The organism is Muricoccus vinaceus, from assembly GCF_042433125.1.
GTDB lineage: Bacteria > Pseudomonadota > Alphaproteobacteria > Acetobacterales > Acetobacteraceae > Roseomonas > Roseomonas vinacea.
On sequence record NZ_JBHLVZ010000069.1, the window covers coordinates 14,229 to 34,188 of the forward strand.

Below are 19,960 nucleotides of genomic sequence, written 5' to 3' on the forward strand. Positions count from 1 at the left end.
GGGGTCTCTCACCGAGGAGCGCCGTCGATGACTCGCCACCGTCTGCTCTTGCCATTCGTGGCGGCATTCCTCGTCTCCCTCAGTGGTTATCCCACTCTGGCACAGGCTCAGCAGCGGCCCGCTGCCCCGGGCGTTCCTACTGGCCCAGGCGGAGCGGACCCAGCAATCTTCCGCTCACCGCCGCTCAGCCCCGTCGAGTTCGTGATGGCGTACCACCGCTTGACCGGGACCACGATCGACTTCGCGCCCTTTGCTCAGAACAGCACTGCTGTTCGCAACGCGACGACGTTCGACCGGCCCGATGTGCTGGCGCGTGAGATCGCTCGCCTTGAAGGTCAGTTTGCCGCTCTCGACCTCGGTCGCGTCTACCTCATGCGGGTCGGAACGCAACTCAGGCAGTACGATGGCCAACGCGGTGGCTATCCGATCAGCTTGAATCCCGAGGCGTACATCTCGATTAGCGATCCGGTGACCTCCCGCCCCTTCGGCCTCCAGTTCAGGAACGTCGAGGATATCGCCGTCGTGCCCGTTGGCGACACAACTGCCGCACGCAACTTCGCGCAACGCCATGGGCTCAACACGCAGTACGAGATCGCGGGGGACGTCGTGTTGGAGCTTGCCATCCGCCTGATCGAGGCGCCTCCCGCAATCGCCAGTGGCATCACCATCGTTCGTGCTGACATCGCCGCTGCCCGAATTTCGACCCGTAACAATCAGCCGATGTGGGATTTCGGTCTGACCTCGGCCGGTCGTGCCCCTGCTCCGACAGCTGCAGCCCCTGGTTCGATGCCGATTTTAAAGGCGGCCGACATTCAAGGTGTTCGGGTTGGCATGCCAGCCGCGGAGGCAGCGGGCATCGCATCACGCGCCTACCCAACCGAGCGCTATCGCAGCGACCAGGGTGGACGTTGGTACCGGAACATCACGCCCGGCGCAGACCGGGGAGGGTTCAACAACACGGATATCCGGTGTGGCCTTGATGCCGTTTCCGCCTATGACGCAGCGATGTCGTTTGCCCAGGGTGGCAGCCTCTCCGACATCCCTGTAGCCGATGTGTCCGAGGCATGCTTCGGCTACGATGCAGCCATGGGTGACGGCATTGTTCCTCGTGGCATGATTGCCCGTATCAGTTCCGGACAGCGTCTTCCCGGTGCGACGTTTGAGGTGGTTCGTCAGGCGCTCACCGAAAAATATGGCACTCCAACATACACGCGACAGGAAGGCCGCACCTTGCAGTGGATCGGGCGAGATCCGGGCCGTCAGGACGGCAGCCTGGTGGCGATCACCGCCCGCATTGAGGCCCGCCAAGGTGGTGGTGTCGTGCTCGGTGTTGATGCCGCGGCCTATGTCGATCCCATCCAGCGGCGAGCTCCCGTTCCTGCGTCTGCGCCGTCAGCCCCCCGCCTGTGAGCACGTCGCCGGGGCCAGGACCCGTTAACAGGCCTAGACCAGATGTCCGTCAGAGGCGGGGGTGGCCCGCCTCTGACGGACATCTGGTCTAGGTCGAGGCGGTCCACGCCGAGGATGGAGAGCTCGGGACGCAGCCCCGTCGCCACCACCATCTCGTAGACCTCCGCCAAGCTGCCCTCCGCGCTCGTGACCCGCAGGGAGCCGTCGGCACCGCACCGGATTTGGTCGGCAGAGAAGAGTGCGAGCAGCTCCACCGTGCGGGTCTCGACGAGGCGGCGCAGGCGCTGGGCGAGGGCGCCACGCTCGGGGAGCTGGTCGGCCGCGCCGCCGCCGTAGGCGTGGGTCAGGTCGGCGCTCCACGCCGCCCACAGGACGGAGGTGCCTGGCACCCGTTCGGCGAGGGAGGCGAGGTCGAGGAGGGTGCCGACGGCCGAGTGGCCGGAGCCGAAACCATGGTTCGGCGACCGGCGTAGCGGTCCCGGTCGTCCCCGAGGACGTTTGGCGTGCTGTGCCGGATCCGGTCGGCGGCCTCGCGCTCCCCGACGGCGGGCAAGCCCACGGCCTTCGAACACGACGAACTCCGAATCGTCCTGAACAACAAGGTATCAGTGCCGGTCAGATGACAGGTTTGGCGGGGGCAGTCCGCCCGGGCCCGTCTCTTCCTGCACGACGACAGCCCGCGCAGCCTCGGCAGGTTCGGACAGGACAAGTACGGAGGCGGCGAGCCGCTCGGCGCTTATCTGGTCCTCCTTATCCATCTTCAGCACCTGCTTCACGCAGTTGGCCGCGTCGTCCCGGAAGCCCGGAACTTCGGGCAGGAGCCCGTACCGTGCCAAGGTACCACCGCGACTAGATGATCCCTTCGTACTGGCTTCAACACCGTATCCCGGATACTATATCGGCGTGGCCGGGAGGGTTCTGTGACGCAGCGGGAGCGGACCGAGAGATACCGGACGGTTGGCGCGGGTTCCGGCATGGTTCGGGTCGAGGTGCTAGTACCGCGGGATGGCCGCGCGGCGATCCTGAAGGAGGCGTCCCGCCTTCGGCGGCGGGCGCGGGACGAAGCGGGGACGGAACTAGAGCAACTCTACGACGAGGCAGTCCGCCGCTTCGGGCCTCAATGCCTCTGGAACGCCTCCCCCTCCAGGACCCGCGATGGACTGCGCGTCGTGGCCGACCGGCTGCGGCGATACGGCGGGATGGACGCGTGGAAGCTGGCGGCGCGCATCCGGGAGGAGCTTGCCCGTGCCCCTTGACGACTTCCAGAAGTCGGTCCTCCGCACGCTGATGCCGTTGCGTTCTCCCGGAAGTGTCTTCGCTGGCGGAACGGTCATCCAGCAACACGGGTTCCGCCTTTCCGACGACCAGGACATCTTCCACGACGCTGGCGAGGACGTCATCGCCATCGCCGAGCGAGACGTCGCAGAGCTCAGGAAGCGGGGCTTCGATGTTTCCGTCGGGCGTGCCCACGAGGGGCTCGTGGAGGCGGTCGTCGCGCGCGGGAACGAAGGGCGCACGAAGCTCCAGTGGGTCGAGGCAGGCTCATGGCACTTCTTCTCGCCCGTTCCCGACCCGGAGTTCGGCTGGCGCCTGCACATGGCGGATCTCGCCGTGAACAAAGCGCTCGCAGCCGGTGGGCGCAAGCAGGTCCGGGACTACGTCGATCTCTTCATGATCCACCGGCATGTCATGCCCTTGTGGTCTGTCCTGTGGGCCGCCCCGGGCAAGGACGATGCTTGGTCGCCCTTGTCGCTGGCCGAGAAGATCGCGATGACGAACGGCTTCCGGCAGGCCGACATCGACGAGGCCGTACTGGCGACCGTCGACATCTCGGCAGCGGAGGTCGGAAGGACCGTGCGGGCGGCCATCGAGGAGGCCATGGAGGTCTTTCAGCGCCTGCCGGACGACACGGCAGGATGCCTGTTCGTCGACGAGGAGGGCGGCGTCGTCACCGACGCGACCGCTGTCTTGTCCGGAGTGCCCGGCATCCGCGGAATGGGCGCCGCGAAGGGTGGAGCCTGGCCTTCGGGCCCGGGCATCGACTACGCCCTCATCCAGCGGGTGATCGAAGCCTTCGGCTGGGAAGGATCCAATCCAAGACCCGGCCACGACCCTGGATCGCCAAGCGAACCGGGGCGCCGCTGACGGCCCGGCATGCACCGTTCTCATGTTCATGTCTTCCGAGGAGGCACCGGGCGGCTCCGCCGCTCAGGCCGTCGCCCAGCGGGCACCAGCGCAGTGAGGCTGCCGGGAAGATCTCCATCCACTCGGACGCAGGTGCCAAGACCTTTTCAGGCAAGCGGCCACGCACCTAGGGGAACTGTGGCGTGTTCGGGTCCAGACAATCGAGGCTGAGCTGGGATACCCCGACCACGCACGACCACGCAGTTCGAGCTGTCCCAGGTCTCATGCCGGATCGGGAAGCCAAGATGCACAGCGGCCGCGATGTTGGCCCCGTTGGCTACGTATCCGTTGACGCCGGTAGCCGCATCCCGCTCGGCATCCCACCACCGCTCGACCTGATGCTTCTGCCCGTAGCTCGTGGACCGGGAGTGCAGCCCCCTGATGCGGTTCGCTCGGGACAGTAACTCCAGGCACCTGACGAACTCCGCGAGGCCGCCCTTGTCCAGCAGCCTCAGACGGGCATCCCGCAGCTGCTCGATGCCCTCCGGGCTGGCGAGGATCTCGGCCTTTCGCCGCGGCGACCAGTGGCCCGTTTTCCAGACGCCGAACCTGGAGAGCAACATCCGTTCCGGTTCAGGTCAGGATACTTGGCGATGACGGCGCGCATCGAACGAGCGAGGATCGCGATCTCCAGTTCGGACAGGGCGCTGGTCCAGCGGACATCCTGCCGGAAGAGGTGACCTCGTTTAGACAGAGACTCCTCGAACCTCGCGCTGTCCGTGCGGACGTGGCGGCCCCCGGAGGCGAATGCCTCGCGTAGGGCGGCGTTGGAGCCGAAGCCCAGCCCCCGGGCGACTGCCTCGGCACGGTGGGAAGACTTCACGACAGGTAGGAAGCGCACGACCTCGCGCTTGATAGCCTCGACTTCGGCCTGGTCGATCTCGACGAACATGCTCGCCCTCTGATGGCTAAAGGACCGCGGTTCGCCGATTACGCCAGCGGCCCCGCCCATCGGGAGCAGTTGCCGAGAGGAAGCCTTTTCATAGCTGGATGCCGAGCGTCTGACCCGGCGACAGGTCGGTGGTGCCAGTAACCAAACGACAGGCCGCCCCGGCGAGCGGCAGGCACCAAGGGCGTTGTAGCATCAGTGACAGGTCGGGGGGCCTGCGGCTCGGCCAGTGACACTTACGGGTCCGTCGATGACGGATCACGGCGGGCCAGTTGGCGGCCCTGCCCCAGGCGCCGCTCGCGCGCCGCTTCGGGACGGACCTCCTTGCTCACGTGGACGCCGCCTCGGCCGTCGCTCCGAAGCGCCGGAGCCCCGGTTCCCGCCCGAGGTCACCCAGCGCAGGGTCGCCTCCGTCGAGCCGCTGCTGACAGCGACCGCGCTTGGCATCGCTGTCGACCACCTGCTCACCGTCGGCTGCCCCTCGATGGAGGCTGTGGAGATGGGTGGGCAACTCATATGCAAAAACCAGCCCTGCACCTCTCCAACTTATAGTATACCCCCCTATGTTATCGACGCAGGCGGAGAGCACAGCGTGGCGCACACCACTCGTGACAAGGCGAAGCTGACGGCGCGGGTAAAGCGCCTGCGTGGGCAGGTCGAGGCCATCGAACGCGGACTCGAGAACGAGGTCGGGTGCGCGGAGATCCTCCAGCTGGTGGCCTCGGTCCGGGGCGCCATCAACGGTCTCATGGGCGAGCTCATCGAGGCTCACATCCGCGAGCACGTCATCGATCCGGCGCGCGAGCCTGACCAAGCCAAGGCCGAGGGTACCCGTGAGCTGATCGAGGTCCTGCGGGCCTACCTGAAGTGAGAAAGCCATGAACACCCAGAACGATCGCGGCGGGACCCTGGCCGACCAGGCCCAGGACCGGACAACCGTCCCGGCAGCCGAAGTCAGACACGCCCACGTCGGCGGCGGACGCCAAGAGGGCCATGACCACGACGAAGAGCATAGCCAGGACCATGGTCTGGACTGGATCGAGGGTGGGCGCATCGCCCTGGTCGCCTTGGCGGCGGCTGCGGAGTGGTTCCAGGTCTGGAATCCGCTATCCCAGGTCAGCGTCATCGGCGTGATTGGCCTTCTGGTCGGCGGCTATCCCATCTTCAAGGAGGCCTTCGAAAACCTTCTCGAGCGCCGGATGACGATGGAGCTTTCGATGACGATCGCCATCGTCGCGGCGGCCGCCATCGGCGAGTTCTTCACATCGCTGGTCATCACCCTGTTCGTCCTCGTCGCGGAGGTGCTGGAGGGCCTGACGGTTGGACGGGGCCGCAAGGCCATCCGCGACCTCCTGGAGTTCCTGCCGCGCGAGGTCGCCGTGCGGCGCACCGGCTCCATCCAGACGGTCTCCGCCGAAGAGTTGTCCGTCGGCGACGTTATCCTCGTCTCGCCGGGCGGCCGCATCCCGGTGGACGGCGTGGTGGTGTCCGGCCATTCCTTCGCTGACGAATCCCGTATCACGGGCGAATCGCTACCCGTCGAGAAGGGCGAGGGTGCACGGGTCTTCGCGGGCGCCATCAACCAGTCAGGGGCGCTGGAGATCCGGGCCGAGCGCATCGGGCGCGACACGAGCTACGGCAAGATCATCGAGGCGGTGGAGCGCGCCGAACGGTCACGGGCGCCCGTCCAGCGGCTCGCCGACCAGCTCGCAGGGTACCTCGTGTACTTCGCCCTGGGCGCCGCGGCCCTGACCTACCTCATCACCCGGGATATCCGCGCGACCATCTCCGTCGTCATCGTCGTGGGTGCATGCGGCATCGCCGCGGGCACGCCCCTGGCCATCCTGGGCGGCATCGGGCGGTCCGCACGGCTCGGGGCCATCATCAAAGGTGGCGTGCATCTGGAGATGCTGGGCAAGGTCGACACAGTGGTGCTGGACAAGACCGGCACCCTGACCTTCGGCCGACCTGAGGTCCAGGCCGTCATCCCGGAGCCTGGCGTGACGGCGGAGGAATTGCTGGATGCGGCGGCCACGGCCGAGCTGCGCTCCGAGCACCCTCTGGGCAAGTCGATCCTGGTCCATGCGCGCTCGCTTGGCCGCACGGTGCAGGAGCCGCAGAGCTTCGAGTACACACCTGGGCGGGGCATCTCGGCCCGCGGCGCCGACGGCAACATCCTCGTCGGCAACTGGGCCTGGATGCGCGACAACGGTCTGGCCGCTCCCGAGGCAGGTGCGCAGGGGGCAGCTTCCGAGGTCCTCGTGGCCAGGGATGGCCGCCTGCTCGGCTCCATCGCGGTCGCCGACACCGTGAGGCCGGAGGCGAAGCGGGCTATTGCGGCGCTCCAAGCCATGGGCATCCGGACCATCCTGCTGACAGGCGACAACCACGCGGTCGCCAGCGCCGTCGGCCGGGAGCTCGGATTGCGCGAGATCGAGGCGGGGCTGCTGCCCGAGGAAAAGCTGTCCCGCATCCAGGCCCTTGTGGGACAGGGGCGCGTGGTCGCCATGGTGGGCGACGGCGTGAACGACGCGCCCGCCCTGGCCGAGGCGAACGTCGGCGTCGCGATGGGCTCCGGCACGGACGTCGCTCAGGAGAGCGCCGATATGGTGCTGCTGGGCAACGACCTGGAGCGCTTCGTCGAGACCGTGAGGGTGGCCCGCCGCACGCGGGGCATCATCTGGCAGAACTTCGCGGGCACCCTGGTGGTCGATCTGCTCGGCATCGGGCTCGCGGCCTTCGGCCTGCTCGGCCCGCTGCTCGCGGCCTTCATCCATGTAGCCTCGGAACTAGCCTTCATCCTGAACTCGGCACGTCTCCTGCCGCAGGCCAGCGGCAAGGCACTGCCTGTGCCTGCACCCACGGTGGCGCCGGGCGTCGTAACCGCATCCCGGTGAGGGTGCGACACGGAGCAGGGCTATCCCTGCTCCCCGTGCCCACCCCGACGCCGTTCCGCTGCCGCTCACCTGCCGAACACACGTCCCAGGTTCCCCAGCCTGCTCCGGCCCGTCGGCCGGGGCATCCCACCCGGAGTAGCCGCCATGGCCGTGAAGTCGCGCTGCATCGACATCTGCCGCTTCGATCCCGCGACAGGCTGGTGCGAGGGCTGCGGCCGCACCCGCGAGGAAACGGCGCAGTGGAGGAAGCTGACGCCATTCCGTCAGGGCGCTGCCGAGCGCGACCTGCCGCGGCGGATGCGGCAACTCGCCAGGAAGGCAGCGGTCGCACCGACCGCAGACGAACCCCGCCGATAGGGCAGCCCCGATGTTCCTGCATACGGCTGCAAGCACGCTGGCCCTCTTCGCCGCGGCGGACGCGTCCCCGTGGCGCTTCCACGCCGACCACGTCCTCGGGACGTCCCTCGACATGGAGGTGGTAGCCCGGCAGCCCTTGGCCGCCAGGCTTGCGCGGCAGGTCGTCCTAGCCGAGATCGGCAGGCTCGACGGCCTCCTCAGCGGCTGGCGCCGGGATAGCGGCCTGGCAGCCCTCAACGACGCCGACGGGCCGCTCACGGTGTCGCCAGAACTGTACGATGTCCTGGCGATGGCCACCCGTTTCCGGGCCGTCACCAAGGGCGCCTTCGACGAGCGCCTTGGGGAAGTAGTCCGCCTCTGGCAGGAACTGGGCAGCACCGCCGAACAGGGACCGGATCCCGCGACCCTGCAGGCGGCCCTCGTCCTGGCGCGACAGCCGGTGGCGCTGGACGGTGCGACGCGGCGTGTAACGAGACTGGCTGGCCTGACCTTCGCCCTGGATGGCTTGGCCAAGGGGTACGTCATCGATGCCGCGATGGCTGCCGCCCGCAGGGCAGTTCCCGGACTGCATGGATTGATGCTGGACATCGGGGGCGACCTGCGCTGCTGGGGGCAGGCGCCGACCGAGGCCGGGTGGCGGGTCGGCGTCAGCGATCCGGCCCGCCTACGGGAAGGCGGCGGCCTGCTCGACGTGGTTCGCGTGACTGACGGCGCCGTCGCGACCAGCGGCACCGGCGAGCGTGATCTGCCGGTCAGCGGGCGGAAGCTCTCCCACCTCCTGTCCCCCTTTACCGGCATTCCCTTGGAAGGTGTTTCGAGTGCCACCGTGGTTGCGGGAACCGCCGCCGAGGCGGACGCCCTCGCAACGGCCCTGGCCGTCATGCCCCCTACCCTGGGCATCGCGCTGGCCGACGGGCTGCCTCGGGTCGAGGCCAGCATCGTTGCCGCCCCCGGCGAGCGGCACGTTTCGACAGGCTGGAGGGGGATGGCGGTCCCGGGCCCGGATGGTGGCGGCGTAACCCTGGTCCAAGGTCGGGCTGCTCAGACAGGCCCGGGCTGGCCCAGCGGATTCGAACTGGAGATCCAGTACGAGGTTCCGGCAATCCGCGCCGCCCGCTACCGCAAGCCATACGTCGCAATCTGGATCGGGGACGAGCAGGGCCGCCTCGTGCGAACGCTCCTCCTTCTCGGTGGGCGTCCCTACTGGCAGGACAGCAACTACGTCTGGTGGCGGCGTCAGGGCGGTGATGCGGCCGCGACGGTGGAGGCGATTTCCCGCCCCACCCGGGCGCCTGGACGGTACACGGTGACCTGGGACGGCAAGGACGACGGCGACCGCCCGGTCAGGCCGGGCCGCTACACGGTGAACGTCGAGGCCGTGCGCCAGTTCGGCGGGCACGACCACGCCAGCACGCCCTTGATCCTGGGGGCCGAACCGACGGAGGCCTCCATACCCGCAGAGGGCGAGATCGGGGCCACTCGCCTTCGCTACGGGAGGCCACGTTGACTGACGATTCCAAGAACGCTGGCGTGGCGCCGCGGCGCCCGGGTGGGAACACGCGCGCCGAGTTCTACCGTCAGTGCCGCCGATGGCACGGCTACCTCTCGGCCTTCGCCTTCATCGCACTCATGTTCTTCTCGGCCACGGGTATCATGCTCAACCACCCCGAATGGTTCGAGGGGGTTCCGGGCGAGGCACGGCGCTCGGTCGTCACCTTGTCGCCTGAACGCCTCGCGACCGCGATGCAGGGCGAGGACGTCCCAGGCAGCTTGGCCGCCGCGGTGGCGGAACTGGCCGATGTCATCGGCGTCTTCTCGAGTGGCGAGGTGTCGGAGGACACCGCGACGCTGCGGCTGGAAGGGGTCCGGGGCAGCACCGACATCTCCGTCGACCTGCGCGGCGGCCAGTCCGAGGTCGAGGTCGTTCCCGCCTCCGCCAGCTCGGTGCTACAAGAGCTGCACCGAGGGACCGGCGCCGGGGCCGCGTGGCGACTACTCCTCGACGTCACGGCGGCTCTGGTCCTCGGCCTTTCGTTGGTGGGCTACGTGCTGTTCTTCAGCCTCCGCTTCCGGCTGCGGACGAGCTTGGCCCTCACGGTGGGGAGCCTCGTCTCCATACTGGCCGTCTTCGTGGCACTGGTGCCATGAGACAGCCATAGCCTTGGCTTCGGCCCACCCACTGCCACGGCGACGAGGCGGTGCTGCTGGGCGACCTGCTGGGATGGCTGTCGCACTTCGGCCTGACGGTCCGGGCCGCCACCGCCGAGACGACCGGGGCTGCCCACGCGATGGCTTGGCATGGAAAGGGCGACCGGGATGTCGTCGCGCCTCGGGGCGGGAGGCGTCCCGGCTCGTGGGCCTGCCCCTGACCGCGCTCCGGATCCCGCCGGACGCGTCCGCGGACTGGCCGTGCTCGGCCTGGAGACGGTGGCCAGCTGGCCACCGTCGCCAGGGCACCGCTCGCCTGCCGCTTCGGGACGGAGGTCCTCGCGCGCCTGGACGCCTCCCTCGGTTACCGCTTTCGAGCCGCGCAGAGCCCTAGTTCCGCCTGCTTGCCGTCGTCTACCCCACGATGGAGGCCGCAGGCATGGGAGCCCGCACGCTGGACGTCCTGTTCGAGCGGGTGGACGCCACCGTGCAGGGGTGACGCTGTTCCCGAACACGAGCAGGCCACATAGACGCGGCGTGGCGAGGTAAATGCGGATGCCACGGGTCGTGCGGTCGTAGATGCCGCGCGGCTCGGCAGGCTTGAGACCGAGCAAGACTACCGACACCACGAGGGCTGCGGAGACGAGGAAGCCGACCACGGTGGCAGCAAACAGCACGTAGAAGCCGATCACGGTCAGCAGCGCGGCCGCGAGCATCGGGCTGATCACGCTTTCCTTGTCATAGGCCAGCTGGGAAAGGGAGAGGGCACGGGTGTACTCGGCCTCGTCCGGAAGGATATCGGGGATCGTGGCCTGGAAGGTCGGCGTGAAGGCGGCCGGGGCTGACTGCAGCACGAAGATCAGCACGTAGACGTGCCAGATCTCGGAGACGAACGGCAGGAGCAAGGCGACGGCGGCACGCACCAGGTCGAGAGCCACCAGCATCGTCCGGCGGGGCAGCCGATGGGCGAAGGCGCTGGCGACCGGGGCGACGGCCACGTACGCGACCATCTTGATGGCAAGCGCGGTCCCGAGCACCAGCCCGGCATCCGCTTCGGCCAGATCGTAGGCAAGCAGGCCCAGCGCGACCGTCGCGAGGCCTGTACCGACCAGTCGACGACCTGCGCGAGGAACAGGTGCCTGTAAGTCCGGTGCGCGACGATGGCCAGCATGGTCGAGCGGTTCCTTCGCGGCGCGCCCCGGCGACCGCACTCCATGGCGGTGGACAGGAATGCTACTGGCTCAGGCATTTCCCCCCTTGGAGGATAGGATCAACCCGGCGCAGCGAGACCTGTCCCCTCGTCGGGCGGCTGTCGTTCTTTCTCAAGCCAGGTGCAGGGTCGCCACTGTCAGAACGATGTACCGCCCCGCTTTGCCGAGGAAGACGAGCAGCAGGAACTGGCCGAGAGGGACACGCAACATGCCTGCTGCGAGCGTAATGGGATCCCCCACGAAAGGGAGCCAGGAGAGGAGGAGCGACCAGACGCCGAACCGCCGGAACCGGTCCTGTGCCCGCGAAAGGGCCTTAGGCGAGACCGGAAACCACCATCGGTCGCGCAACCGTTCCACAGACCGTCCGATGAGCCAGTTCAGTGCGGAGCCACCCACGTTGCCCACCGTCGCGACCGCCACCAGCAGGGAGGCGGACTGCTTGCCCCCGAGGACCAGCCCAAGGAGGACGGCTTCGGACTGGGCAGGCAGCAGCGTCGCGGCGAGGAAGGAGGCCGCGAGCAGGCCAGCGTAGGCGGCGAGGTCGTTCATTGGGGCTGTTGCATCCCCGGCGAGACCCGGAAGGACCACCGGTAGGGGGAGGATGCGGACATCGGACATGGCCCGACATCCGTCGCCTGCGTTAGAGGTACTTGGTAATGGCCTTGAACTCGTCGATGGGGCCGCGCTCGGCCTGCGGCACCGCTCCCACGACATGGTCGAGACAGTGGTCGAGATGGTCGTGGATCAGGGTCCGCTTGGCGTTGGCGATGGCCGTCTCCACCGCCTGGAGCTGCTGGGCGATGTCGAGGCAGGGGCGCCCGCCCTCGATCATCTCTATGACGGCGCGGAGGTGCCCCTCGGCCCTGCGGAGGCGCTTGATCACGTCTGGATGCGAGCCGTGGACATGCGGTTTGGACATGCAGCGTGCTATCCCCCTGGTAGGGATACGGTCAAGGTGGTAGATGGCCGGGGGGCGGCATGCCAGGGAGGCGTGCCTTCTGGGGAGAGCAGGGTTGCGACCGTGGTCGGGCATCCTCGTGGTCACACGCTTCCTGGCCGCGATCCTCCTCGTCCTGAACCTGCTTGTGCCCGTGGTCGGTATTCCATCGACGCCCGACGGTGCGGTCATGGTCGCCCACGGTTCCCTGGGATGGGCATCCACGACACCCGACCATCATGCCGGTCATGACCACAACGACCCGGACACCGACCATGCGCAGGGCGACCACGTCCATGAGGCTGTGCTGATCTCGCGCGTGCTCCGGGTGCCTCCATACGGCTCCGGCGTCCGCCGGGCGGTACGCGAGCGGGATGCCCTGCCTCCGGGACGCCTGACAGAGATCGAGAAGCCGCCGAGAGCCTGAGGCGTCCCCGACGAGGCCCGACTTCTCCCACTTCGATCAATCCTGATAGGTAGCATCATGACATCGACCACGCATGCTGCGGGACGGACGTCCCGGGCGGCATGGCTGCTTGCCGCGTTCCTCGCGGTGCTGGCGGCCACGGCCTTCGACGCATCTGCCCACGCCGTTGCCGAGGGCGACAAGGGATACATCCAGGAGGTCACGGGCATTCAGTTGCTGCCCTTCGTGTATCTCGGCGCCAAGCACATGGTCACCGGCTACGACCACATCCTCTTCCTCTTCGGCGTCATCTTCTTCCTGTACCGGCTGAAGGACATCGGCATCTACGTCAGCCTCTTCGCCCTCGGCCACTCCACGACCATGCTGCTAGGCGTCTACTTCGGCATCGGGATGAACGCCTTCGTCATCGACGCCATCATCGGGTTGTCCGTGGTCTACAAGGCGCTCGACAACCTCGGTGCTTTCCAGAGCTGGTTCGGCGTCCAGCCGAATACCAAGACCGCCACGCTGGTCTTCGGGTTTTTCCATGGCTTCGGGTTATCTACGAAGATCCTGGAATACAACATCTCGCCCGAAGGTCTGGTGCCGAACCTCCTTGCCTTCAATGTCGGGGTGGAGGTCGGACAGCTGCTGGCCCTCGCCGCCATCCTAATCGCCATGGGCTTTTGGCGCCGCAGCCCGAGCTTCGTGCGCCACGCGTACACCGCCAACGTAGCCATAATGACCGCCGGGTTCGTGCTGATTGGTTACCAGCTCACCGGCCTCTTCGTCTCCTGAAAGGTTCAGCCATGTACAACACCGATCTTCCAACTCGCGCCGAGCTGCCTACCTCCAAGCAGCTCCTCCGTTCGACGGCAGTTGCCGCCACTGTGGCGGTGGGTCTGCTGGTAGCCGTGGTGCTACCTTCCGAGTACGGCATCGATCCCACCGGGATCGGAAGTGTGCTCAATCTAACCGAAATGGGCCAGATCAAGGCCCAGCTCGCGGCCGAAGCCGAAGCGGACGCCCGGGCCACAGCGCCTGCCGCTCCTCCTCCAGCGAGCGCTGACCAGCGTTCGGGGTTAGTTGGGGCGTTCGGCAGCTTCGCTACGCGCCTGCTTGTCAGTCCAGCCATGGCGCAACCCACCCTCCAGGCCGGACGCAGCGACACCACCGCCGTGACCCTACGACCTAACCAGGGCGTTGAGGTCAAGCTTACTATGCAAGAAGGAGCACGGGCAGCTTATGAGTGGAGTTCCACCGGACCGGTAAACTACGATCTGCACGGCGAGCCACCAGGCGGAACTGGGCGGAGCTACAAGACCGGTCGTTCAGTGATGGGAGACCGAGGCGATTTGGTCGCAAGCTTCACAGGCTCGCACGGCTGGTTCTGGCGCAACCGCTCAAGCGGCGATGTAACCGTCACGCTGCGGACTAACGGCGCTTACACCGCCATGACCCGCCCATAGCGACGGGATCGTCGAGGGCATGCGGAGGAGCATGATGGACAGCTCCTTTGGCCTGCCCTCGACGTACACAATCGACAAGGAAACAGGCTTACCGGGTTCTTTGCTTTTGGCCTTGTCGCGCTCCTCAACCTCGTCGTCGGGGAGTTGCTCGCCGAGGCGCACGAGGGTGGGCCAGAACTGCCCTGGGTAACTACCACCTTCTTTGCCGGATTTCTCCTGCTTCTCCTCTTGGAGGAGAGCACGGGGTAGTGGCCATGAGCTTGCCAAAGGGCGTCCCATGCCAGTCGCATCGTCGGAGAATGACTGGGATTACCCGGGCCTCACCAGTTCCATGCCTTTCTAGAGCCCGTTTCTTCTCCTAATCGTAGCAGTAATCCGAGTTGATGAAATTCGCGCTGATCAGCAGCAAGATGATGTCCGCGGCTTCTAACTCGCGGCTGATCGTGTGGTCCACATGGCTCCCTGCTTCGATGCGTCGGTCATGCCAGGTTTCAATGATGCCCTGGCGCTTCAAACCTGAGAGCTGGACTTCGAGCTTGTCCCGGAGGGCCTCGTCAGCATGAGCGTAGGAAAAGAAGACACTGGCCACTGTTTGCGCGCCCCAGCAGCAAAATCTAGCACTAGATATCGATGCGAGTCCCGACAGTCTCAAGTTCGTAGGGGAAGGGAGGTTTCAAGGGTGAGCCATTACCATGGATTTGGGGCTGCCAGCTCCTTGGCCTGGGAATGCTCGCTGGCAGAGGGCGCATATCGGCCGCTCGGTGGTATTGTCCGGTATCCTATGGAGGAGAAGCAGCTGTCCAGCATGTTGAAGGAGTATCAATCCGGCTCCCCCTCCTTCAGCAGGATTGCCCCGTCATCCCTCGACAGGGCATGTCACCTAGGCCCCGGAACGCACCTTCGCGACGACCTCTCGCATCCCGGCGAAGTCCATTCCGCCCGGGACGAGGTATCGGCCAATGACAAAGCCCGGCGTGCCCTGGAGCCGAAGCCGACGGGCTTGCACGAGGGCCTCGCCGAGCGCGACATCGATCTCCTCCGAACGTTGCCGCTGATCACGTTCGATTGCGACCAGGTCGATACCCGATCCTTCTGCCGCTGTCCGGACACGGTTATCGTCCAGTCTCCCCGGCAGCCGCATCAGGGCTTCGTGCAGGGGTTCGTAGCGTCCCTCCTGCCAACGTGCGGCCAGCGCCATCCGCGCCGCATAGGTGGACGTCGGCGTCAGCATCGGCCAGTGCTTATGGACAAGTCGGACCTTAGAATCCTCCTCCAGCAACGCGCGTACGTTCGGTTGGACTTGGCGGCAGACCGGACACTGGTAGTCGAAGAACTCGACCATCGTGACGTCACCCATAGGGTTTCCCAGGATGACCGCGCTCGGACCGCGAGCCAGCTCCTCCAAGAGGCCGCCACCATTACCCTGGCTAGCTGAGGCCGCTCCGGCCGACGACGGTGCGCTCCGGCCGATTGTCCAAAGGGCAGTGGCGCCGAGTGCGGCAGCCCCTCCGAGAGCCGTGGTGGCGATCGTGCGACGCTTCATGGACTACTCCTATCAATTGGGAAAAGAGGCTGGCTCAGGACACGCGCCCCAGTGCTGCATCAAGCGCCTGGAGAACCCTATCCCTGGTCAGCAGCTCGGGCAGGACGATGCCGTCCAGCGCGGCGGGACCGTAGACAACATTGAAGGGGATGCCGTAGCGGCCGAACGCCTGCAGGTAGGTCGATATAGCAGGGTCGGGTCGGGTCCAGTCCGCGAGCATCGGCGTAACGCCTGGCCTGTTCAGCCTACGGGTCACATCGGGATCGGCGAGCACCATGCGCTCGTTGACCTTGCAGGTAATGCACCAGTCGGCGGTAACGTCAACGAACACCACCTCGCCAGCCCTCACGCGTTCCGCGATCTCCGAGGCCTGGAAGTGGGACCAGTTCACCTCAGTTGCCGTGCGCGCGGGCGCGTCGCTAACCGTCTGTGGGACGGTCACGGCCAGTGGGGCCAGGACGGCCGCGGCAACAAGTGACAGGGCTGCCACTGCCGCCGTAGTCGAGCGCCGGGAGCTACCCTGGTCGATCCCGGAGAGGACCGATCCGAGAGCGACCATCAGCAGGGTGATGAGCGCGGCGACGATGACGCCGGTTTGGATGGACAGGATGGAAAGAAGCCAGACAGCGGTCAGGACGAGCGGTACGGCAAGAAGGCGCCGCAGGGTCAGCATCCATCGCCCCGGCCGGGGCAACCGCGCGGCGATCGAGGGCAGCGCGGCCACCAGCAGGTAGGGCAGCGCAAGGCCGAGGCCGAGGGCGGCGAAGACCAGGTAGATCTCAAGCGCTCCGCGGGCCAGGGCGAAGCCGACTGCTGTGCCGAGGAATGGCGCCGAGCAGGGTGTCGCCAGCAGCGTCGCAAAGGCGCCAGTCGCGAAGTGCCCGGCCAGCGATCCTTCCTTCCCGCCGCTTCCCCCGAACTTGTCTGCCAGCAGGCGCGGCAACGGGATCTCGAACAGGCCGAGCAGGTTGGCAGAGAAGAGCGTCAGGAGGACGACCAGCAGGACAAGGAAGAGTGGCTGCTGGAACTGGATGCCCCAGCCGATAGTGGCTCCTGCCAGCTTGAGGCCGACCATCGCCGTGGCGAGCACCAGGAAGGAGAAGAGGATGCCTGCCGCCGAAGCCAGGAAGCCTGCGCGCACGGACCGGGGGGTGCCACCGCCGTGCCGGGCGGCCGAGAGGAGCTTCAGGGACAAGACCGGAAGCACACAGGGCATGAGGTTCAGGATCAGGCCGCCGAGCAACGCGGTGGCAAGGATTCCCATGAGCCGCACGACGTCTCCATGGCCGTCGACCTGCCAGTCCTCCCCCACTCCGCCAGGGGGTGGCGCAGCCGTGGCCTGGACATGCGCCTCAACGGCCCTAGAGCCGTCGAGCAGGGTCAGCCTGAGCGGCGTCGCTGTCCCGTCCGTCCCCTCAGGAAGGGGCAGCGTGAGGGGAGCGGTGATCTCGACCCGGCGGCGGTCATCGGCGAAGCGCAGGCGCGGCGTGCCGAATGCCAGCGGAGCGTCGGCCTCTACGAGAAGATCCGGTTCCCCGAACGGGGTCCTCGCGGTCGCGACGACACGCAATTCCGGTCCGCCGGATGCCTGTATGATCTCGGCTCCACCAAGGGTGATACCTTCCTGCTCGGCCGTCCTGGGTACCAGGGCGCGGAAGGTCTCGATCCGTGCTGCATCGGCATCGCGACCGACGATCCCGGGACCGATATCGGCAGCAAAGGCGATCTCCACCCGGGTGCAGATGTCGCTGCAGACGTAGACCGCTCCCCTTACGTCGATACGGGCGGGGGCGCCGGGATCGGTCAGGCGGACATCAAGGGGGAAAACGACATCACCGTCGTAGCCGATCGTCTCGAGGCCCATGAAGGCTTGGCGGTGGGGGGCGGGCCATCCTACCCCGACCTCCGCCACGTTCGACGACGCTGATGTGTCGATCTCGGGCGGGAAGCCGCCATCGCCAGGCGAGCGCCAGTATGTCTTCCAACCCGGCCGCAGATCGATCTCGAGACCGAGCCTGGCCTGGCCGGAGATGTCCGTTCCTCCTTGCAGGAGGCGGACCGTTGCTCCGGGGGAAACGATGTCAGCGGAAAAGGTAGGACCAGCCGGAGGGACCCCCACGCAGAGAGCCATGGCAAGCGACGTCGCCAATCTGGTCGAGAACAGAGACCGTGCCGCAGCGGTAAGCCTCGTTCGAATGGGGTGACGATCCCGCATATGTCTGAAGCGCATCATGATCCTTGCCGACCATCTTTCCTTGTCGCCGCCGCCGGTACTGTCGCAACGTGGCGTACCCCCGCTGCCGGGACGACAACCCCGGCACGCAGGCCGCCTTGCGGGCGGTTGACGAGACTGAGTTCGGCGTCACAGCGTCGAAGGGCTAGTTCCGCGATGGACAGGCCAAGACCGGTTCCGGTCCCGCTACGGTAGCGTCCGCGGAAGAAGCGGCGGGTGACGACGTCGATCTCGTCCACCGGGATACCTGGTCCCTCGTCGTCGATCGCGATGACGTCCCGCTCGCCCGAGGTGTCGCACCAGACGAGCACCTCTCCGCCGGAGCGGGAGTGCTGGACCGCATTCTCAACCAGGTTTCTCAGGGCGGTGAAGAGGAGCCGCTCCGGCATATGGACACGGACCTTCTCCAGCCCGTCCCCCGCCCTGAGGACTACGTCGCGCGCCCGGCAGAGAGGTGCGAGTTCCTGTTCGAGGAGGGCGAACATGGCTCGGAGCTCAATAGTCTCAGACCGCAGTGCCTCGCCGTCCGCTTCCAACTGGGACAGATCCAGCAGCTGACGGACCAGCCGGGACGTTCGGTCGACCGAGACGAGGATCTGTCGGAGAGCCTGGTGGCGCATTGCCTCGTCCCGAGCCGCCAGCGCGACCTGCGCCTGGGTACGCAGACCCGCCAGCGGCGTACGCAGCTCATGAGAGGCGAAGGACGTAAACTGCCGCTCGCGCTCGCGGGCATCCGCGACACGTGCCAGGAGGCCGTTCAGGGCCTCGGCCACGGGCCGGATCTCCGAAGCTCCCTGGTCGATCAGGACGGGCGCTACGTCGTCGGCCCGGCGGCGTCCCAGCACCGACGCCAGACGGCTCAAGGGCGCCAGGCCACGGCCCACGCAGAGCCAAATCAGGACGGCCAGCAGCGGGAGAACCAGCGCCACAGGCACGATCAGCCCTAGGATCACGTCCCGCACCAAGCGGTCTCGGACCTTGACGTTGTCCCCGACCAGGATCCTGACCTGGCGCACAGGGTCCTCGACGGCGTAGACGCGCCAGTGCTCCCCGTCGACGACCGTCTCGGAGATGCCTCCGCCGCTGTCCGCGAGCGCCACGCTCGGTGCCCCGGACGACCGTCCTAGGAGGCGCCCGTCGAGAGACCAGATCTGGCACGAGAGCTGGCGCCCGTAACCTACCTCGGGAAGAACTGGAACAGGGAGCGTTCCCCCACCATTGATGGGTTGCCCCGCGATGAGCGAGGATACCATGCGTCCGGCTTCGACCAGGCGCGCGTCCAGCGCCCGTCCTAGCTCTCGTTGGGTGCTGATCCAGATCCAGCCCGCCGCCAGCAGCCAGATCAGCGCGGTGGCCCCGGTAAGGAGCAGGAAGAGGCGGGTTCGGATGGAGTTCATCAGGTGGCCGCATCGAGGCGGTACCCCGATCCCCGGACGGTCTGGATGACGTCCCGCCCGATCTTGGTGCGGAGGTTGTGGATATGGACCTCGACCGCGTTGCTCTCCACCTCCTCCTGCCAGCCATAGAGCCGCTCCTGAAGGCTGTCCTTGGAGAGGACGATCCCGGGGCGCTCCATCAGGGCTTCAAGGATGGCGAACTCCCGGCGAGAGAGTGGGACGGGATGGCCGTCGCGCATGAGGGAACGGCGAGCTTGGTCCAGGATCAATCCGCGGCATTCGAGGAGAGGTGACGACCGCCCCTGTGCGCGGCGGACGATGGCTCTCAGGCGTGCGGCAACCTCTTCAAGGTCGAAAGGCTTGCCCAGATAGTCGTCCGCCCCGCCATCCAGGCCCGCTACTCGATCCTCCACCGCATCCCTGGCAGTCAGCAGGAGGACCGGCGTCCGATCGCCACGGCCCCGAAGCTCCTTCAAGACGGAAAGACCAGAACCGTCCGGCAGCATGAGGTCGAGGACCACTGCACCGAAGGAATTTGCACGTAGAGCGGCGTGCGCATCCTCGCAGGTTCCCACGGCATCGGCATGGATGCCGTGCAGCGACAACCCGGCCTTGATGCCGTCCAGCAGTACCTCGTCGTCCTCAACCAGCAGGATTCGCACGGTCACTCTCTCTCGGGGATGCCCGCATGAAGGGCGATCCTTAAAGCTACCTTAATGTTCTCTTCGTACCCGCCCGGTCACCGAAGAAAGCCGGTGCAGTCCGGCCGCGAACCAGGTGCAGCACATGCCTTATGTCCATCCGACGAACCAAAGCCCTGCATGGGAAGTCACGAGTTGTCCTCGCTTGAGCGACTTCGCTAACCCGATCGGACGTTAA

At 66.8% G+C, this 19,960-nt stretch carries 20 protein-coding genes; 11 read left to right on the top strand and 9 right to left on the bottom strand.

The genetic code is table 11. The annotated features are described in order from the left end of the window. Window positions 1-219 precede the first annotated feature (219 nt). The 3 genes from ACFFIC_RS19100 (at window position 220) to ACFFIC_RS19110 (ending at window position 3,555) form a co-directional block, all read left to right on the top strand. Window positions 220-1,410 carry a hypothetical protein gene (locus ACFFIC_RS19100; protein WP_377053274.1) on the top strand — a complete coding sequence of 397 codons (1,191 nt, stop codon included), beginning with the start codon at window positions 220-222 and terminating at the stop codon, window positions 1,408-1,410. A gap of 974 nt (window positions 1,411-2,384) precedes the next feature. Next, window positions 2,385-2,666 (top strand): hypothetical protein, encoded by a 282-nt coding sequence (locus ACFFIC_RS19105; protein ID WP_377053276.1) that lies wholly within the window; start codon window positions 2,385-2,387, stop codon window positions 2,664-2,666. Next, window positions 2,656-3,555: a hypothetical protein gene (locus tag ACFFIC_RS19110; RefSeq protein ID WP_377053278.1), complete on the top strand. Its 900-nt coding sequence runs from the start codon at window positions 2,656-2,658 to the stop codon at window positions 3,553-3,555. The genes ACFFIC_RS19105 and ACFFIC_RS19110 overlap by 11 nt, the downstream gene beginning before the upstream one ends. Before the next feature lie 490 nt (window positions 3,556-4,045). Here ACFFIC_RS19110 and ACFFIC_RS19115 read toward each other — a convergent pair whose 3' ends face one another. Further along, on the bottom strand, window positions 4,046-4,486 hold the full coding sequence (locus ACFFIC_RS19115) for a hypothetical protein (RefSeq protein ID WP_377053280.1): 441 nt from the start codon (window positions 4,484-4,486) through the stop codon (window positions 4,046-4,048). 589 nt (window positions 4,487-5,075) lie between these two features. Between ACFFIC_RS19115 and ACFFIC_RS19120 the strand changes: the two genes are divergently transcribed. From ACFFIC_RS19120 to ACFFIC_RS19140, 5 genes are all read left to right on the top strand, one after another. Beyond that, a complete protein-coding gene (locus tag ACFFIC_RS19120; protein ID WP_377053282.1) occupies window positions 5,076-5,354 on the top strand; it encodes a metal/formaldehyde-sensitive transcriptional repressor in 279 nt (92 codons plus the stop codon). A gap of 7 nt (window positions 5,355-5,361) precedes the next feature. Next, complete coding sequence (locus tag ACFFIC_RS19125) at window positions 5,362-7,380, top strand: heavy metal translocating P-type ATPase (RefSeq protein ID WP_377053284.1); 2,019 nt, start codon at window positions 5,362-5,364, stop codon at window positions 7,378-7,380. A 144-nt stretch (window positions 7,381-7,524) separates the two neighbouring features. Further along, entirely contained in the window at window positions 7,525-7,737 is a 213-nt protein-coding gene (locus ACFFIC_RS19130; RefSeq protein ID WP_377053286.1) for a DUF1289 domain-containing protein, read from the top strand. A 10-nt stretch (window positions 7,738-7,747) separates the two neighbouring features. Beyond that, a complete protein-coding gene (locus ACFFIC_RS19135) occupies window positions 7,748-9,244 on the top strand; it encodes a DUF2271 domain-containing protein (RefSeq protein WP_377053288.1) in 1,497 nt (498 codons plus the stop codon). Beyond that, complete coding sequence (locus tag ACFFIC_RS19140; protein WP_377053290.1) at window positions 9,241-9,885, top strand: PepSY-associated TM helix domain-containing protein; 645 nt, start codon at window positions 9,241-9,243, stop codon at window positions 9,883-9,885. The genes ACFFIC_RS19135 and ACFFIC_RS19140 overlap by 4 nt, the downstream gene beginning before the upstream one ends. Here ACFFIC_RS19140 and ACFFIC_RS30085 read toward each other — a convergent pair. The 3 genes from ACFFIC_RS30085 to ACFFIC_RS19155 form a co-directional block, all read right to left on the bottom strand. Then, window positions 9,780-11,096, bottom strand: a complete 1,317-nt coding sequence (locus ACFFIC_RS30085) for an MFS transporter (RefSeq protein WP_456306949.1) — start codon at window positions 11,094-11,096, stop codon at window positions 9,780-9,782. The genes ACFFIC_RS19140 and ACFFIC_RS30085 overlap by 106 nt on opposite strands. Window positions 11,097-11,207: 111 nt before the next feature. After that, on the bottom strand, window positions 11,208-11,645 hold the full coding sequence (locus ACFFIC_RS19150) for a YqaA family protein (protein WP_377053292.1): 438 nt from the start codon (window positions 11,643-11,645) through the stop codon (window positions 11,208-11,210). Between the two features lie 91 nt (window positions 11,646-11,736). Then, on the bottom strand, window positions 11,737-12,015 hold the full coding sequence (locus ACFFIC_RS19155) for a metal-sensing transcriptional repressor (RefSeq protein WP_377053294.1): 279 nt from the start codon (window positions 12,013-12,015) through the stop codon (window positions 11,737-11,739). A 94-nt stretch (window positions 12,016-12,109) separates the two neighbouring features. Here ACFFIC_RS19155 and ACFFIC_RS19160 point away from each other — a divergent pair, with 94 nt between their 5' ends. The 3 genes from ACFFIC_RS19160 to ACFFIC_RS19170 are packed head-to-tail and all read left to right on the top strand — an operon-like array spanning window position 12,110 to window position 13,908. Beyond that, window positions 12,110-12,460, top strand: a complete 351-nt coding sequence (locus tag ACFFIC_RS19160; protein WP_377053296.1) for a hypothetical protein — start codon at window positions 12,110-12,112, stop codon at window positions 12,458-12,460. Window positions 12,461-12,517: 57 nt separating this feature from the next. Beyond that, a complete protein-coding gene (locus ACFFIC_RS19165) occupies window positions 12,518-13,237 on the top strand; it encodes a HupE/UreJ family protein (RefSeq protein WP_377053298.1) in 720 nt (239 codons plus the stop codon). An 11-nt stretch (window positions 13,238-13,248) separates the two neighbouring features. Further along, window positions 13,249-13,908, top strand: coding sequence for a hypothetical protein (locus tag ACFFIC_RS19170; RefSeq protein ID WP_377053300.1), 660 nt, complete (start codon window positions 13,249-13,251; stop codon window positions 13,906-13,908). Between the two features lie 358 nt (window positions 13,909-14,266). Here the strand turns inward: ACFFIC_RS19170 and ACFFIC_RS19175 are convergent, their stop codons facing one another. The 5 genes from ACFFIC_RS19175 to ACFFIC_RS19195 form a co-directional block, all read right to left on the bottom strand. Continuing rightward, window positions 14,267-14,497, bottom strand: a complete 231-nt coding sequence (locus ACFFIC_RS19175) for a toll/interleukin-1 receptor domain-containing protein (RefSeq protein ID WP_377053302.1) — start codon at window positions 14,495-14,497, stop codon at window positions 14,267-14,269. A 291-nt stretch (window positions 14,498-14,788) separates the two neighbouring features. After that, window positions 14,789-15,451 (bottom strand): DsbA family protein, encoded by a 663-nt coding sequence (locus tag ACFFIC_RS19180; protein ID WP_377053304.1) that lies wholly within the window; start codon window positions 15,449-15,451, stop codon window positions 14,789-14,791. Between the two features lie 34 nt (window positions 15,452-15,485). After that, complete coding sequence (locus ACFFIC_RS19185; RefSeq protein ID WP_377053306.1) at window positions 15,486-17,684, bottom strand: protein-disulfide reductase DsbD family protein; 2,199 nt, start codon at window positions 17,682-17,684, stop codon at window positions 15,486-15,488. Further along, complete coding sequence (locus tag ACFFIC_RS19190) at window positions 17,681-19,081, bottom strand: ATP-binding protein (RefSeq protein ID WP_377053308.1); 1,401 nt, start codon at window positions 19,079-19,081, stop codon at window positions 17,681-17,683. The genes ACFFIC_RS19185 and ACFFIC_RS19190 overlap by 4 nt, the downstream gene beginning before the upstream one ends. Beyond that, on the bottom strand, window positions 19,081-19,749 hold the full coding sequence (locus ACFFIC_RS19195; protein ID WP_377053310.1) for a winged helix-turn-helix domain-containing protein: 669 nt from the start codon (window positions 19,747-19,749) through the stop codon (window positions 19,081-19,083). Before ACFFIC_RS19195 ends, ACFFIC_RS19190 begins: the two co-directional genes overlap by 1 nt. Window positions 19,750-19,960: the final 211 nt, after the last annotated feature.

Excerpts from the sequence above, each read along its gene's own strand:
- ACFFIC_RS19185 (WP_377053306.1), bottom strand. The coding sequence starts at position 17,684 with ATGATGCGCTTCAGACATATGCGGGATCGTCACCCCATTCGAACGAGG.
- ACFFIC_RS19105 (WP_377053276.1), top strand. The coding sequence starts at position 2,385 with ATGGTTCGGGTCGAGGTGCTAGTACCGCGGGATGGCCGCGCGGCGATC.
- ACFFIC_RS19130 (WP_377053286.1), top strand. The coding sequence starts at position 7,525 with ATGGCCGTGAAGTCGCGCTGCATCGACATCTGCCGCTTCGATCCCGCG.
- ACFFIC_RS19190 (WP_377053308.1), bottom strand. The coding sequence starts at position 19,081 with ATGAACTCCATCCGAACCCGCCTCTTCCTGCTCCTTACCGGGGCCACC.
- ACFFIC_RS19170 (WP_377053300.1), top strand. The coding sequence starts at position 13,249 with ATGTACAACACCGATCTTCCAACTCGCGCCGAGCTGCCTACCTCCAAG.
- ACFFIC_RS19165 (WP_377053298.1), top strand. The coding sequence starts at position 12,518 with ATGACATCGACCACGCATGCTGCGGGACGGACGTCCCGGGCGGCATGG.
- ACFFIC_RS19150 (WP_377053292.1), bottom strand. The coding sequence starts at position 11,645 with ATGAACGACCTCGCCGCCTACGCTGGCCTGCTCGCGGCCTCCTTCCTC.
- ACFFIC_RS19115 (WP_377053280.1), bottom strand. The coding sequence starts at position 4,486 with ATGTTCGTCGAGATCGACCAGGCCGAAGTCGAGGCTATCAAGCGCGAG.
- ACFFIC_RS19155 (WP_377053294.1), bottom strand. The coding sequence starts at position 12,015 with ATGTCCAAACCGCATGTCCACGGCTCGCATCCAGACGTGATCAAGCGC.
- ACFFIC_RS19180 (WP_377053304.1), bottom strand. The coding sequence starts at position 15,451 with ATGAAGCGTCGCACGATCGCCACCACGGCTCTCGGAGGGGCTGCCGCA.
- ACFFIC_RS19135 (WP_377053288.1), top strand. The coding sequence starts at position 7,748 with ATGTTCCTGCATACGGCTGCAAGCACGCTGGCCCTCTTCGCCGCGGCG.
- ACFFIC_RS19125 (WP_377053284.1), top strand. The coding sequence starts at position 5,362 with ATGAACACCCAGAACGATCGCGGCGGGACCCTGGCCGACCAGGCCCAG.